This window comes from Streptomyces sp. NPDC028907 (genome assembly GCF_055564995.1).
Map to the genome: position 1 here is coordinate 38,657 of NZ_JBVHVE010000006.1, position 13,699 is coordinate 52,355.

The window sequence follows — 13,699 nt, forward strand, 5'->3', positions numbered from 1 at the left end:
TCTCTTGTCATGTCCATACGCAGCAGATTCCGGGCGGGCGCCGCGGTCACCGCGGCCCTGGCCCTCGCCTTCCTCCCCGCGGGCCACGCCTCCGCCGCGGACGTCAACAACGCCAAGAACGCCGGCTTCGAGGCCGGTCTGAGCAACTGGACCTGTTCCGCGAACAGCGGCACGACCGTCTCCTCCCCGGTGCACGGCGGCGCGACCGCGCTCAGGGCGACCCCGGCCGGGCAGGACAACGCCCGGTGCACCCAGACCGTGGCCGTGAAGCCCAACTCGACGTACACGCTGAGCGCCTGGGTCCAGGGCGGCTACACCTACCTGGGCGTGACGGGCACGGGTACCACCGACGTGTCGACCTGGACGCCGGACTCGTCGTCCTGGAAGCAGCTGTCGACCACCTTCACCACCGGCGCCTCGACGACCTCGGTGTCGGTCTACACGCACGGCTGGTACGGGCAGGCGGCCTACTACGCGGACGACCTGTCGGTGTACGGCCCCGACGGCGGCGGTGGCACCGACCCCGCCCCCACCGTCCCCGGCGCACCGAGCGGGCTCACGGTCTCGGGCACGAGCTCGTCCTCGGTCTCCCTGGCCTGGAACACCGTCTCCGGCGCGACCGGCTACAACGTCTACCGCGGCGGTACGAAGGTGACCGCGGTGACCGGCACCTCCGCGACCGTGACCGGGCTCGCGGCCGCCACGTCGTACTCCTTCCAGGTCACGGCGACCAACGCGGCCGGTGAGTCGGCGAAGTCGGCGACGGTGACGGGGACCACCACGGCGGGCCCGGTGGGTCCGGCCCTGCCCAAGCACGCGGTGACCGGCTACTGGCAGAACTTCAACAACGGGGCGACGGTCCAGAAGCTCGCCGACGTGCAGTCGCAGTACGACATCATCGCCGTCGCCTTCGCGGACGCGACCTCGACGCCGGGCGCGGTCACCTTCAACCTGGACTCGGCCGGGCTCGGCGGCTACACCGTCGACCAGTTCAAGGCGGACATCAGGGCGAAGCAGGCCGCCGGCAAGAAGGTCATCGTCTCCGTCGGCGGCGAGCGCGGCACCGTGGCGGTGAACGACGCGGCGTCCGCGACGAACTTCGCGAACTCGGTGTACGCGCTGATGCGGGAGTACGGCTTCGACGGCGTCGACATCGACCTGGAGAACGGCCTCAACGCGACGTACATGACGCAGGCGCTGCGGTCTCTGTCGGCGAAGGCCGGCTCGTCGCTCGTCCTCACGATGGCACCGCAGACGATCGACATGCAGTCGACGTCGAACGCCTACTTCCAGACCGCGCTGAATGTGAAGGACATTCTCACGGTCGTCAACATGCAGTACTACAACAGCGGTTCGATGCTCGGCTGCGACGGCAAGGTCTACAGCCAGGGCTCGGTCGACTTCCTCACCGCCCTGGCCTGCATCCAGCTGGAGGGCGGCCTCGCCCCGTCCCAGGTCGGCCTGGGCCTGCCCGCCTCGACCCGCGGCGCGGGCAGCGGGTACGTCGCGCCGTCGGTCGTGAACAGTGCCCTGGACTGTCTGACCAAGGGCACGGGCTGCGGTTCCTTCAAGCCCTCGCGCACCTATCCCGACCTGCGGGGCGCGATGACTTGGTCCACGAACTGGGACGCGACGGCGGGCAACGCGTGGTCGAACGCGGTGGGACCGCACGTGCACGGGCTGCCGTAGGGAGCGCCGGCCTCATCCCGGCGGTAGGTCACCGGCCTCACCCCATCGGCCGGTAGTGGCCAAGCACCCAGCCCAGCTGCGCGAACCACTCCTGCAGCCGCGCCCGGGGCTTGGCCTCCACCACGCCCTCGTAGAACCGGCCGTCCACGTGGACCACGGCCACCATCAGCGCCCTGCCGTCGGGGCTCGCCTTGTAGTGGACGCTGCGGATCTCCGGCCAGCGGAACTCCAGCGTGTGGCCGGACAGCTCGAAGACGACGCCGGATCCGTCGACGACGACGGCGTTGCGCTTGTCCACGGCCAGGAACTCGGGGCCGGGCGGGACCGGCTGGGGCGGTAGCGGCTGGGGCGGTACCGGGCCGTACGCCGGTTGTGCGGGGGCGTACGGGGGCTGCGCGGGGGCGTACTGCGGTGGGGGCGGGCCGAAGCCCGGGCCGGGTGGGGGCGGCTGCTGGGTCATCCGTCGGTTCCTGGGTCCTTGTTCCTGGTGCTCGCGGCGAACTGCTCGGTGCTGTGGTGAAACATTCTCCCTGCCTCACCGCATCAGTGAAGTGAGGACCTCATCGACAGCCGGCCGGCACAGCAGCAGGGGGAACGCATGAGACAGGCCCGCGCGGACGAGTACGCGCAGTTCGCGGTGGCCAGGGCCGGGCATCTGTACCGCTCGGCCTGTCTGCTGACCGCCGGGGACACCCACCTCGCCGAGGACCTCGTCCAGGAGACCCTCGGCCGGATCTACGTCCACTGGGGCCGGGTGTCCCGGGTCGGGAATCCCGCCGGGTACGCGCAGACTGTCCTCACCCGTGCCTTCCTCGCCCATCAGCGGCGGCGCAGCAGCACCGAGCGGGCCACGGACGCGCTGCCGGACCGGGCGGCCGAGGGCGGTGACCTGTCGCTGCGGCTGACCCTGCTCCAGGCGCTGGCCCGGCTGCCGGCCAAGGACCGGGCCGTGGTCGTCCTGCGGTACTGGGAGGACCGCTCCGTCGAGGAGACCGCCGACGTGATGAACGCCAGCTCGGCGGCCGTACGGACCCGGTGTACGCGTGCCCTCGGGCGGCTGCGCGAGCTGCTCGGTGAGGACCTCGGCGAGTACGCGACGCCCTGACTCACGTTACTGACCCTCCTGAGCTCCGGAAGACGGTGGTTCTGCCATGTCCGTTGAACACGACGAGGACCGATTCGAAGGGCGGCTCAGTCACGCCCTGCATGACATCGGCAGCGGCTTCGACGCCGACCGGTCCGCGCTGGTCGCCGCCGGCCGGGCACGCGGGCGGCGACTGCGGCTCAGGCGGCGGGCCGCGGTGGCGGGCGGGGCGGCCGGGATCGCGCTCGTGGGAGTGGGCGGGGCGCTGCTCGTGCCCTGGAGCGCCACGTCCGCGCCGCTGCCGGCCGATTCCAGTGTGGCCGAGCAGCCGTCCGGCACGCCGCCCGCCGTTCCCCTGACCGACCGCGAACTCATCGCGACACTCAAGGATCTGCTCCCCGAGGGCAAGGTCAGCGAGCAGCGGGCGCGGGGCACCGGGAACTCGACGCTGCCGCCGTACGTCCACCTCGTGTACGACGACGGCGAGGGGCCCGGAGCCATCGGTGTCAGCCTGAACCGGGTCGAGCCGGGCAGCGACCAGGCTCGGCAGACGACCGACTGCCCGGACAAGGCGCTGGTCCCACACGACGGTTGCGTCTCCACCAGACTGGCCGACGGCTCGCTGCTCAAGCTGTTCCAGGGGTACGAGTATCCCGACCGGCGCGTCGACACCAAGCTGTGGTCGGCCGACCTGGTCACGCCGGCCGGGCAGCACGTCTCCGTCAGCGAGTGGAACGCAGCGGCCGAGAAGGACGCGCCGATCAGCAGGAGCGAACCGCCCCTGTCCACTGCCCAGTTGCAGGAGTTGGTGACGGCGCAGGTGTGGCGCAAGTACGTCGAGTTCATTCCCGAGGACCCGAAGAAGCCGAAGCCGTCGGCCACGCCGAGCACCGTCGTCGAGCCGGGCGTGGACCCGGTCCTGGCCACGCTCGTCCCGCTGCTCCCCAAGGGCGTCGAGGTCGTCGAGAAGGGACGCGACTACACCTACGTCGTCCTCGACGACGGCAAGGGCAAGAGCTACCTCCAGATCGACGTCCAGCACGGCATGGGTGACGTGGCGGACGAGCTCTTCGGGGACGACTCCGAGACCCTGCCGGACGGGACGAGGGTCGGCTTCCGGGAGAGCGGCGGCGACAAGGACGTGGCGGGTGCCGTGATGTGGACCGTCGACACCCTGCGCACCGACGGCTTCCGGGTCGTCGTCAGCGCCCTGAACGCCGCCACCCAGCACGACGCCCCGACCCGCGAGACACCCGCCGTCACCAAGGAGCAGCTGCGGAAGATCGCCCTGAGCCCGGCGTGGGACCGATACCGCTAGGAGGACTGCTAGAAGAAGTCCGCCCACGGCTGGTCCCAGATCTGCTTCACGCACAGCACCAGGAACAGCAGGCCCGCGACCGCCAGCATCACGTTGCTCAGCGGACCGTTGCGCCACTCCCTGGGCGTACGGGCGGAGTTGAGGAGCCAGATCAGGGTGCCGGCGAGGAAGGGCATGAAGGCCGCGCCCAGGACGCCGTAGATGATGATCAGGCGGAAGGGCTCGTCCTGGAAGAGCAGGACGATGGGCGGGAAGGTCAGCCAGAGCAGGTAGGCGCGGAAGGGCCAGGAGCGCTCCCGCTCGCCCGAGGCGACCCTTTCGCCCTTCAGCGCCTCACGCGTGCGGTAGCGGGTCACGAAGTCCGCGAACATCAGGCTGACGCCGTGCCAGACGCCGATGAGGGAGGTGAAGGAGGTGGCGAAGAAGCCGATCAGGAAGAACTTGGCCGTCGCCGTGCCGTATTCGTCCTCCAGGATGTCGCCGAGCTGGATCAGGCCCTTGTCGCCGCCGGCGATGGCGACGTTCGCGGAGTGCAGCAGCTCGGCGCCGACGAAGAGCATCGCGACGACGAAGATGCCGGTGGTGATGTACGCGACGCGGTTGTCGAGCCGCATGACCTTCATCCAGCCGGTGTCCGTCCAGCCCTTGGCGTTGACCCAGTAGCCGTACGCGGCGAGCGTGATGGTGCCGCCGACGCCGCCGATCAGGCCGAGGGTGTTGAGGATCGAGTCCTTCTCGTCGGGCAGGACGGGCAGCAGACCGGCGAAGGCGTCCCCGAGGTTGGGCGTGACCCGGATCGCCAGGTACACCGTCACCACGAACATGACGCCGACCAGGACCGTCATGACCTTCTCGAAGACGGCGTACTTGTTGAACCAGACGAAGACCAGGCCGACCAGACCGCAGGCGATGGCCCACCATTCGAGGTCCATCACGTTCGGGAACAGCGCCTGGAGCGGCAGGGCGCTCGACGACATCGCGGCGGCGCCGTAGACGAAGCCCCAGATCACCACGTAGACCGCGAAGAAGTAGGTGGTCCAGCGGCCGAGGCTGGCCCAGCCGTCGAAGAGGGTGCGGCCGGTGGACAGGTGCCAGCGGCCCGCCGCCTCGGCGAGGGAGATCTTGACCAGGCAGCCGATGACCGCGGCCCAGAGCAGGGTGTAGCCGAAGTTGCTGCCCGCGATGAGGGTGGCGACCAGGTCACCGGCCCCGACGCCGGTCGCGGCGACGACGATGCCGGGGCCGATGTACCGCCAACTGGACTTCCGGGGGCGGGAGTCCGCCGCGCCGACCGGTGATGCCGCTGTGTTTCCCGTGGTGTCCGCCATGAGGGTCAAGAAAGCCCAAAGGCGCCGAAGCGACAAGAGGGCGTGCGCGATCTCCACCCAATGTGCTCACCAGGGTTTGGGACGCGCATACGCGGGTCCCGGCGACTGGGCGCGCCGCCGGGACCCGGGCTGTCGTTCCGGAGTGGCCACGGGTGGTCTCCGGAACACGCGGGCCGCGCTACGACTGTCGCCGACCACAGTCGTCCGACCCGCACGTGCCGAGCTCGAACCACACGGTCTTGCCCGGCCCGTCCTGGTGGCAGCCCCAGCGCTGGGAGAGCGCCTCCACCAGGAACATCCCTCGGCCGCTCTCCGAGGCACCCGCGTCCAGCACCCTCGGGACGCGGTTGCCGTGGTCCCGGACCTCGCAGCGCAGGATCCCGTGCGCGGCGAACAGGGTGAGCCTGAAGCGGCTCGCCGAGTGCACGAGCGCGTTGGTGGCCAGCTCGCTCACCAGCAGTTCGGCCACGTCCACGAGGCCGTCCAGGTCCGCGAGCCCCCATCCCTCCAGCTGCCGGCGGACCTCCGCGCGGGCCTCGCGGACCGCGGAGGGGCGGGGGTCGTACTCGACGCTCAGATGGCCGGCCCCCATGGGCGGTTGGGGATACGAGCCGTACTGGGGTCCGGGATCCGGGAAGCGCGCCCCGTAGAGGTGCAGCATGGGTTCACAGTGGCGGGCGCGAGGGTGCGGGCGCACGGGGAGGAATACCCGATTCCCTACCTGTACGCGGCATTCCCCTACCCGTACTGCAGCCGTACGCTCGTCCCCTCCCGGTCGTCCCGGACGTCGACGTACGCGCACACCTGCCGGGCGAACCACAGCCCCTGCCCGGGCTCCAGTTCCGGGCTCGGCGGCGGTACGAAGCCGGCCAGCGGGTCGTCGACGCGGCGCGGGGCGCGCAGTTCGCACACGCACGCCGGGGCCTCGCCCCACAGCAGGGCACCGTCGACCGGTCCGACGGCGGCGGCCGCCTCGGTGACGGCCGTGGCGAACAGCTCCGCGTCCGCGGCGGACAGTCCCTGGACGGCCGCCCAGGTGCGTACGGCGTCGTGGGCGGGCGCCGGGCCGGGAAGCCGCTCGGCGTCGGCGGGGGCCGGCGGCAACGATACGGCGTCGAGCTCGGCGGCGAGCCGGACCGGGTCCTCGTAGACGTCGGTGTCGGGGTGGGCGCGGCGGGCGGCGGCCACGACGGCGGGGCCCGCGACGCGGGAGTCGTAGGCACACAGGGCGGTGGTCGCGAGCGGGGCGAAGAGCAGGTTGGCGAGGGCCTCGTACCGGATCCACTCGGCGGCCTCCCGCGGCGAGCGCCCCGCCCGGCCGCCCCAGACCGGCTCCATGAACAGATGGATACGCCCCCCGGGGCCGGCGTTCGCCGCCAGGTATCCGGCCCCTTGGGCCACCGCGTTGGCCGCGGACCCGGTGTACCACTCACCGTGCGGTACCAGGCCGACCCCCTTCACCTCGCTGCCGAGCGCGTCCCGCAGCAGGTCCAGGTTCCCGGGCGCGGCGATGACGACGGGCGGCGGTTCGCCGGGTGCGGCGAGGGCCTCGCCGACGAAGGGAAGGGCGGCGGCGAGGAACTCCTCGTCGGTGGCGAAGACGGTGATGCGGTGGTCGAAGGGGGTGGGGGGCGGGGCGGGGTGGGTGGTCATGGGGGTGGGGCTCCTTGGGGTGGGTCGGCGAGGGGCGGTCCGGGTGAGGATCAGTGCTGGGCCGTGACCCAGGCCGCGATCTGGCTGCGGTTGCTGAAGCCGAGCTTGCCGAGGATGCGTTCGACGTGGCCCTCGGCGGTGCGGCGGGCGATGATCAGGCGGTCGGCGATCTGTTGGTTGGCGAGGCCCTGGGCGACGAGTTCGGCGACCTCGGTCTCGCGGCGGGTGAGGTGGACGCCGGTCGTGGCGTGGGCGGGTCGGGGCCGGGAGGCGTTCGCGTCGCGGGGGACGGTGTCGTGGACGGCGTAGTCGACGGTCTCCGCGAGGTCGGCGCCGAGGCCGCGGCCGCGTTCGTAGGCGCGCCGGAAGCCGGGTGGGCCCAGCGCCGTGCGGGAGCGGGTCTCGCTGTCGCTGCGGGTGGCCTTGAGGGTCGCCGATCCCCAGCGGTCGCGGTCGATGCCGGTCCAGGTGTGGTCGGCGGCGCCGAGCAGTACGGCCGCGCGCTCGTGGGCGCCCGTCTCCGTGGCGATGCGGGCCAGCAGGTCGAGGGTGAGGGCGATGCCGGTGACGTCGTGGACGGCGAGTTTGAGGCGCAGGGCGTGCCGGGCGTGGTGTTCGGCCTGCCGCCAGTCGCGCTGCACGGTGTGGGCGAGGGCCAGCATCCGCAGGACGTAGGAGTGCACCCACTCCTCGCCGTGCCGTTCGCACATCCGGCGGGCCCGTTCGCAGACCTCGACGGCACGGTCGGCCTCGCCCAGGAAGCCCAGGGCGCAGGCGAGTTCGACCTGGTCGAGGCCGTACAGGCTGAGGTGCTGGCCGGGGACGGGGCCGCGGCCGACGCTGGTCTCGAAGTGCTTCAGCGCGGTCGGCAGGTCGTCCATGAACAGGGTGATGACGCCGATGACGTACTCGGCGTGCGCCGCCTCCGCCTCGTCGCCCAGGTCCCGGGCGAGCGCGTGGGCGTCCCGGGCGAGGGCGAGGCCCGCGGTGAGGTCCTGGGTGGCGGCGGCGAGGAGCCCGGCGATCCACAGGCCGCGGGCCCGCTCCCGGGTCGGGTCCGGGTTGGCGGCGAGGGCGCGGTCGAGCCAGTGGCGGCCCTCGCGGGGGGCGCCGCAGGCGTGCCAGTAGAACCACAGGGTGCCGGCGAGGCGCAGGCCTTCGAGGCGTTCGTCCGGGGTGGTGAGGCTGAAGTCGAGGGCGGCGCGGAGGTTGTCCTGGTCGGCGCGGAGCCGGGCGACGATCTCCCGCTGCCCGGGCCCGAACCAGGCCCGCTCGCAGCCGGTGGCCCGGCGCAGCATCCAGTCCCGCTGACGGCGGCGGGCCGCGGACTCCTCGCCGGGCAGTCGGCGCAGCCGGTCCAGGCCGTAGTGGCGCAGGGTGTCGAGAAGGCGGTAGCGGATGCCGTCGGGGCCGGTCTCGCGGGACAGTACGGACTTGTCGACGAGGCCGGTGACCGCGTCCAGGACGTCGTAGCCCCGCAGCGGCGGCGCGCACCCGCCGGGAGCCGGACGATCCGCCGCGTCCGGGGAGATCTCCTCCTGCGCACACACCGCCTCGGCCGTCTCCAGATCGAAGCCTCCCGCCAGCACCGACAGCCGCGCCCACACCAACTGCTCCCGCTCGGTGCACAGTCCATGGCTCCAGTCGACGGCGGCCCGCAGGGTCTGGTGGCGGGGCAGGGCCGCGGGGCTGCCGCCGGTGAGGAGGCGGTAGCGGTCGTCCAGGCGGTCGAGGAGCTGGTCCACGTCGAGCACGCGCATGCGGACCGCGGCGAGTTCGATGGCGAGCGGAAGGCCGTCGAGGCGGCGGCAGAGCCGGGCGACGGCCCCGCGGTTGGCGGCGGTCAGCCGGAAGCCGGGGACCACGGCGGCGGCCCGGTCGGCGAAGAGGGCCAGGGCCGGGTAGCCCTCGGGGCTGGTGAGGTCGCCGTCCGGGTCGGGGACCGGCAGGGGCCGTACGTCGAGGAGGTGTTCCTCGGTGAGGCCGAGGCGGTGGCGGCTGGTGGCGAGGATCCGTACGCCGGTCGTGCCGTGCAGCAGCGCCGCGGCGAGTTCGGCGCAGGCCGGCAGCAGGTGTTCACAGTTGTCGATCAGCAACAGCAGTCTGCGGTCCCGCAGCCGTTCCACCAGCGCGTTGAGCGGCGGCCGCGCGGAGTGGTCGTGCAGGTCGAGCGCGTCGGCGGCGGCGAGCGGGACGAGGGCCGGGTCGTCCAGGCCGGAGAGGTGCACGAAGCGCACGCCGTCGGGGAAGGTGCGCCGTACCGCGGCCGCGATGCGCGCGGCGAGGCGGGTCTTGCCGACGCCGCCCGGACCCGTCAGCGTGACCAGCCGTGTCCTGGCCAACAGCTCGCGTCCGGCGGCGAGTTCGCCGCGCCGGTCGACGAAGCTGGTCGTCTCGACCGGCAGCCGATGATCCCGTCGTGGCGCTGATCCGCCCATGATCAGCCGTTCCTCAGAGGGGTGTTGTCGGGGAGTCGGAGGGTGCGCCGGTCCCCGCCTGTGCCGTCGCTCCCACCGCTCCCCCCTTAGGCCTGTCGTCAGATTCCCGCCTGCTCCGCCCTTCGGGCGGACGACGGGAATCTGACGACAGGACCTTGCGCGGTTCCTCACCCTTCCCGCCCCCGCGCCAGCCCGCACGCCCGGATCACACCCCCGGGTGGACTTCTTTGGGGAACGCTCCGCACGGGGGCCGCGCGCGTACACTGCGCGGCTGATTTTCGAATGGTTCGCGCCGCGACCGACCACCCCGCTCTTGACCTGCTCATGCCAGCAGCCCACCATGAGCGCCACATCCGCACCACGCAGTACGTCGCACTGAACCCCACCCCCCACTCCCACAAGGAGACTTCATGCGACTTCGCATACGCGGCTCCGGCACCCGAAGCGGCAGACGTACCGCCGCGCTCGCCGCACTGCTCGCCCTCGCCCTGGCGGCCCCCCTCTCCGCGAACATGTCCGCCAACGCCGACAGCGCCGCCAAGGCTGCCCCGTCGGCCGACGACATCCGGCAGTACGAGGTCCACATGCACTCGACCGCCAAGGACCGCACGGCACTTCAGCGGACCGGCGTGACCGTGGACGAGGCTCACGGTCACGGTGTCGTGATCTCGGGCCGGGCGGACCAGGTCAAGAAGCTGAGGACGCTCGGCTACGAGGTCACCCCGCTCGGCGCGGTCCCGGACCGGTCCGCCGGCGAGGACGACGTCCGCCTCTACGACTTCCCCTCCGGCGACTCGCGCTACCACAACTACGCGGAGATGACGAGCGAGATCAACTCACTGGTCTCGGCCAACTCCTCGATCGCGAGCCAGCGTGTCATAGGCACGTCGTACCAGGGCCGGAACATCGTCGCCATCAAGATCAGCGACAACGTCGGCACGGACGAGTCGGAACCCGAGGTCCTGTTCACCCACCACCAGCACGCTCGTGAGCACCTGACCGTCGAGATGGCTCTCTACCTCCTGCGCGAGCTGACCTCCGACTACGGCAGCGACTCCCGGGTCACCAGCATGGTGAACAACCGCGAGATCTGGATCGTCCCCGACCTCAACCCGGACGGCGGCGAGTACGACATCGCCACCGGCTCCTACCGGTCGTGGCGCAAGAACCGGCAGCCCAACTCCGGTTCCTCGGCCGTCGGGACCGACCTCAACCGGAACTGGAACTACCGGTGGGGCTGCTGCGGCGGTTCGTCGGGGTCGACGTCCTCCGAGACCTACCGTGGCGCCTCGGCCGAGTCGGCACCCGAGGTCAAGGTCGTCGCCAACTTCGTGCGCAGCCGGGTCGTCGGCGGCGTGCAGCAGATCAAGGCCGGAATCGACTTCCACACCTACAGCGAGCTGGTGCTGTGGCCGTTCGGATACACCTACTCCGACACCACGACCGGCATGACCGCCGACGACCGCAACGCGTTCGCCACGGTCGGGCAGAAGATGGCGGCCAGCAACGGCTACACGCCGGAGCAGTCCAGCGACCTGTACATCACCGACGGGTCGATCGACGACTGGCTGTGGGGCAGCCAGAAGATCTTCGGGTACACCTTCGAGATGTACCCGAGGTCCGGGGGCGGGGGCTTCTACCCGCCCGACGAGGTGATCGAGCGGGAGACGTCCCGGAACCGGGATGCGGTGTTGCAGCTGCTGGAGAACGCGGACTGTATGTACCGGTCGATCGGCAAGGAAGCCCAGTACTGCAGCTGACCGCTACGAGGCGTCGGATTCCTCGGCGTCTTCGGCGGATTCGGCGCCCTCGGCACCGTCCTCGAAGTAGGCGTCGAGGACCGCGTCCAGCTGCTCGTCCCACTCCGTGAAGCGGCTCCTGGCCGTCGCCTCGATCTCGATCGGGTACCAACGGCGGTCAGGAGTGTGCACGGTGACGGTGTACCGCTTCCCGAACCTCGGCGCCTCGGTCTCCACGGCACCGATCTCGTCCCAACGGAACTCGCACTCCTGGTCGTCCAGGGAGAGCCGTACACCGGCGCGATCCGCGACGATCCGAGCACGACGATCGGAGGCCTCGAAGACGGGCCCGTCGGCGTCCGGCTCGTCATCGTCTTGTCTGTCGTCGCGGTCACCCCCGCGGTCGACCTCGCCCTCGACCTCCGCCTCGGGCTCCTCGACATCCTCTAGGACCGTCTCCTCGAGGTCGCCGTCCTCGGCCACGTCCTCCTTCTTGGCGCCCTTCGGCGCGGCGGACGCGGGCGAGGTGAGCCCGGGGATGAAGGCCGGATCGAATCCGGCGCCCTCCAGGGGCTGGCTGCCTGAACCTATGCGCTGCTCCACAGCCGAGCAGTATGGTCGACAACCCTGTGTCCCGCACAACCAGCCCCCGCATCGTTACACGAAGATTCACCCCGGGGCGTCCTTCGGGTGCGGGCCGGTCTCTCGGCGCCGGGCCGGATCTTTCAGCCCGTCCGGCGTTTGCGGACGAGGCCCGCAGGCCCGACAGCGGGGGTCTGGGGGCGCAGCGCCCAGGGACGGGACGGGGCGGCGGGGGCGAGGAACTGGGGGTGGCCGCCCCGGCAGGTGCACCGTTACACGAACAGGCTCAGCACCGCCGCCACCACGAACCCGGCGACCGACAGCACACTCTCCAGGACCGTCCAAGTCTTCAACGTGTCCCGCTCGCTGATGCCGAAGTACTTGGCCACGATCCAGAAGCCACCGTCGTTGACATGGGAGGCGAAGATCGAGCCGGCCGAGATGGCCATGATGACGAGGGCGACGAAGGGCTGGGAGTGGTCGCCCTCGGTGAGGAGCGGGGCGACGATGCCGGCCGTCGTGACGATGGCGACCGTCGCCGAGCCCTGGGCGACCCGGAGGACCACCGAGATCAGGTAGGAGAGGACGATGACCGGGAGACCCACGTCGTTGAAGGTGTCGGACAGGGCCTGAGCGACGCCGCTGGCCTTGAGGACGGCACCGAAGACACCGCCCGCCCCGACCACCAGCAGGATGTTGCCGACAGGCTTCAGGGACGAGGTCGACACCGTCTCCAGGGACTTGCGGGACCAGCCGCGCCGGATACCCAGCAGGTAGTACGCCAGCAACAGGGCGATCGTGAGCGCCACGAACGGGTTGCCGAAGAACTCGATCACCGAACGGGTCGTGGAGGGGTCGAGCGCGATCGACGAGAACGTCGCGGCGAGGATCAGCACCAACGGCGTACCGATGATCCCGAGCACCGTGGCGAGCGGCACAGGCGTCTCCTGCGGCTCGACACCGGCCTTGCGCTGCTCGTCGATGACCGCCCGCTTCGCCTCGTCCGCCGCCTCGACCATGTCCTGCGGCACGGCGACGAAGATCCGCTTGCCGATCCAGGCCGAGAACGCCCACGCGGCCAGCACCGCCGGGATACCGCAGACGACGCCCATGAGGATGACCCAGCCCAGCTGGACGTGGAGCAGACCGGCCGCCGCGACCGGACCGGGGTGCGGGGGCAGGAAGGCGTGCGTCATCGACAGACCCGCCAGCAGCGGCAGGCAGTACAGCAGGACGGACTTGCCCGAGCGCTTGGCGGCGGCGTACACGAGCGGCGCGAGGACGAAGATGCCGACGTCGAAGAAGACCGGGATACCGAAGATCAGGCCGGTGAGGCCCATCGCGAGCGGCGCTCTCTTCTCGCCGAAGAGGTTCAGCAGCCGCGATGCCAACACCTCCGCGCCACCGCTGACTTCGAGGATCGCGCCGAGCATGGTGCCCAGGCCGATGATGATCGCGACATGGCCGAGGATGCCGCCCATGCCGGACTCGATGGTCGACACGGCGTCGGATCGCTGGACGGTGCCGAAGAGTTCGGTGACCGAGAGGCCGGCCATGAGGCCGACGGCTATGGAGACCGCGAGCAGGGCCACGAAGGGCTGGAGCCGGGTCTTGATGATCAGGAAGAGCAGCAGGGCGATGCCGATGGCGGCGACCGTGAGCAGTCCGGCCGTACCGTCGATCAGGAGGAGCAGTCCGCCGGTGTGGGGTGGTGTCCCGGCTGGGGCGGCTGCGGCGAGCGGGAGGGACAAGGGGGACATTCGGGGGTCCTCGCGGTAAGTACATGAAGCTTTCGGGCAGGGGGGACCGCGGCACGGCGCCCGGAGGGGGCACCGCGCCGGGAGACGTACGGTGTGCGGGGATCGAGG

General features: G+C 71.2%; 11 protein-coding genes. 4 read left to right on the plus strand and 7 right to left on the minus strand.

The window, feature by feature from the left end; all coding sequences use genetic code 11:
- The first annotated feature begins 9 nt into the window (after positions 1-9).
- Positions 10-1,689: a chitinase gene (locus ACZ4UU_RS19215; protein ID WP_468041216.1), complete on the plus strand. Its 1,680-nt coding sequence runs from the start codon at positions 10-12 to the stop codon at positions 1,687-1,689.
- 37 nt (positions 1,690-1,726) lie between these two features.
- Here the strand turns inward: ACZ4UU_RS19215 and ACZ4UU_RS19220 are convergent, their stop codons facing one another.
- Positions 1,727-2,149 carry a hypothetical protein gene (locus tag ACZ4UU_RS19220; RefSeq protein WP_468041218.1) on the minus strand — a complete coding sequence of 141 codons (423 nt, stop codon included), beginning with the start codon at positions 2,147-2,149 and terminating at the stop codon, positions 1,727-1,729.
- 138 nt (positions 2,150-2,287) lie between these two features.
- Here ACZ4UU_RS19220 and ACZ4UU_RS19225 point away from each other — a divergent pair, with 138 nt between their 5' ends.
- Together ACZ4UU_RS19225 and ACZ4UU_RS19230 are read left to right on the plus strand one after the other, a co-directional pair.
- The gene (locus tag ACZ4UU_RS19225) at positions 2,288-2,794 is read left to right on the plus strand and encodes a SigE family RNA polymerase sigma factor (RefSeq protein WP_468041220.1); all 507 of its coding nucleotides are present in this window, start codon (positions 2,288-2,290) and stop codon (positions 2,792-2,794) included.
- A 46-nt stretch (positions 2,795-2,840) separates the two neighbouring features.
- A complete protein-coding gene (locus tag ACZ4UU_RS19230) occupies positions 2,841-4,091 on the plus strand; it encodes a hypothetical protein (protein WP_468041221.1) in 1,251 nt (416 codons plus the stop codon).
- An 8-nt stretch (positions 4,092-4,099) separates the two neighbouring features.
- Here the strand turns inward: ACZ4UU_RS19230 and ACZ4UU_RS19235 are convergent, their stop codons facing one another.
- The 4 genes from ACZ4UU_RS19235 to ACZ4UU_RS19250 all read right to left on the minus strand — a co-directional run bounded on the left by ACZ4UU_RS19235 (position 4,100) and on the right by ACZ4UU_RS19250 (position 9,510).
- Positions 4,100-5,419 (minus strand): Nramp family divalent metal transporter, encoded by a 1,320-nt coding sequence (locus ACZ4UU_RS19235; protein ID WP_468041223.1) that lies wholly within the window; start codon positions 5,417-5,419, stop codon positions 4,100-4,102.
- Between the two features lie 178 nt (positions 5,420-5,597).
- The gene (locus ACZ4UU_RS19240) at positions 5,598-6,011 is read right to left on the minus strand and encodes an ATP-binding protein (protein ID WP_471905072.1); all 414 of its coding nucleotides are present in this window, start codon (positions 6,009-6,011) and stop codon (positions 5,598-5,600) included.
- A gap of 146 nt (positions 6,012-6,157) precedes the next feature.
- Positions 6,158-7,072, minus strand: a complete 915-nt coding sequence (locus ACZ4UU_RS19245; RefSeq protein ID WP_468041225.1) for an anti-sigma factor RsbA family regulatory protein — start codon at positions 7,070-7,072, stop codon at positions 6,158-6,160.
- A 50-nt stretch (positions 7,073-7,122) separates the two neighbouring features.
- The gene (locus ACZ4UU_RS19250) at positions 7,123-9,510 is read right to left on the minus strand and encodes an ATP-binding protein (RefSeq protein ID WP_468041227.1); all 2,388 of its coding nucleotides are present in this window, start codon (positions 9,508-9,510) and stop codon (positions 7,123-7,125) included.
- 410 nt (positions 9,511-9,920) lie between these two features.
- Between ACZ4UU_RS19250 and ACZ4UU_RS19255 the strand changes: the two genes are divergently transcribed.
- Positions 9,921-11,270 (plus strand): M14 family metallopeptidase, encoded by a 1,350-nt coding sequence (locus ACZ4UU_RS19255; protein ID WP_468041228.1) that lies wholly within the window; start codon positions 9,921-9,923, stop codon positions 11,268-11,270.
- A gap of 3 nt (positions 11,271-11,273) precedes the next feature.
- On the opposite strand, the gene ACZ4UU_RS19260 is transcribed toward ACZ4UU_RS19255, so the two are convergent.
- Both ACZ4UU_RS19260 and ACZ4UU_RS19265 read right to left on the minus strand, forming a co-directional pair.
- Positions 11,274-11,852 carry a hypothetical protein gene (locus ACZ4UU_RS19260; RefSeq protein WP_468041229.1) on the minus strand — a complete coding sequence of 193 codons (579 nt, stop codon included), beginning with the start codon at positions 11,850-11,852 and terminating at the stop codon, positions 11,274-11,276.
- Between the two features lie 251 nt (positions 11,853-12,103).
- The gene (locus ACZ4UU_RS19265) at positions 12,104-13,591 is read right to left on the minus strand and encodes a GntP family permease (RefSeq protein ID WP_468041231.1); all 1,488 of its coding nucleotides are present in this window, start codon (positions 13,589-13,591) and stop codon (positions 12,104-12,106) included.
- Between the last annotated feature and the right edge of the window lie 108 nt (positions 13,592-13,699).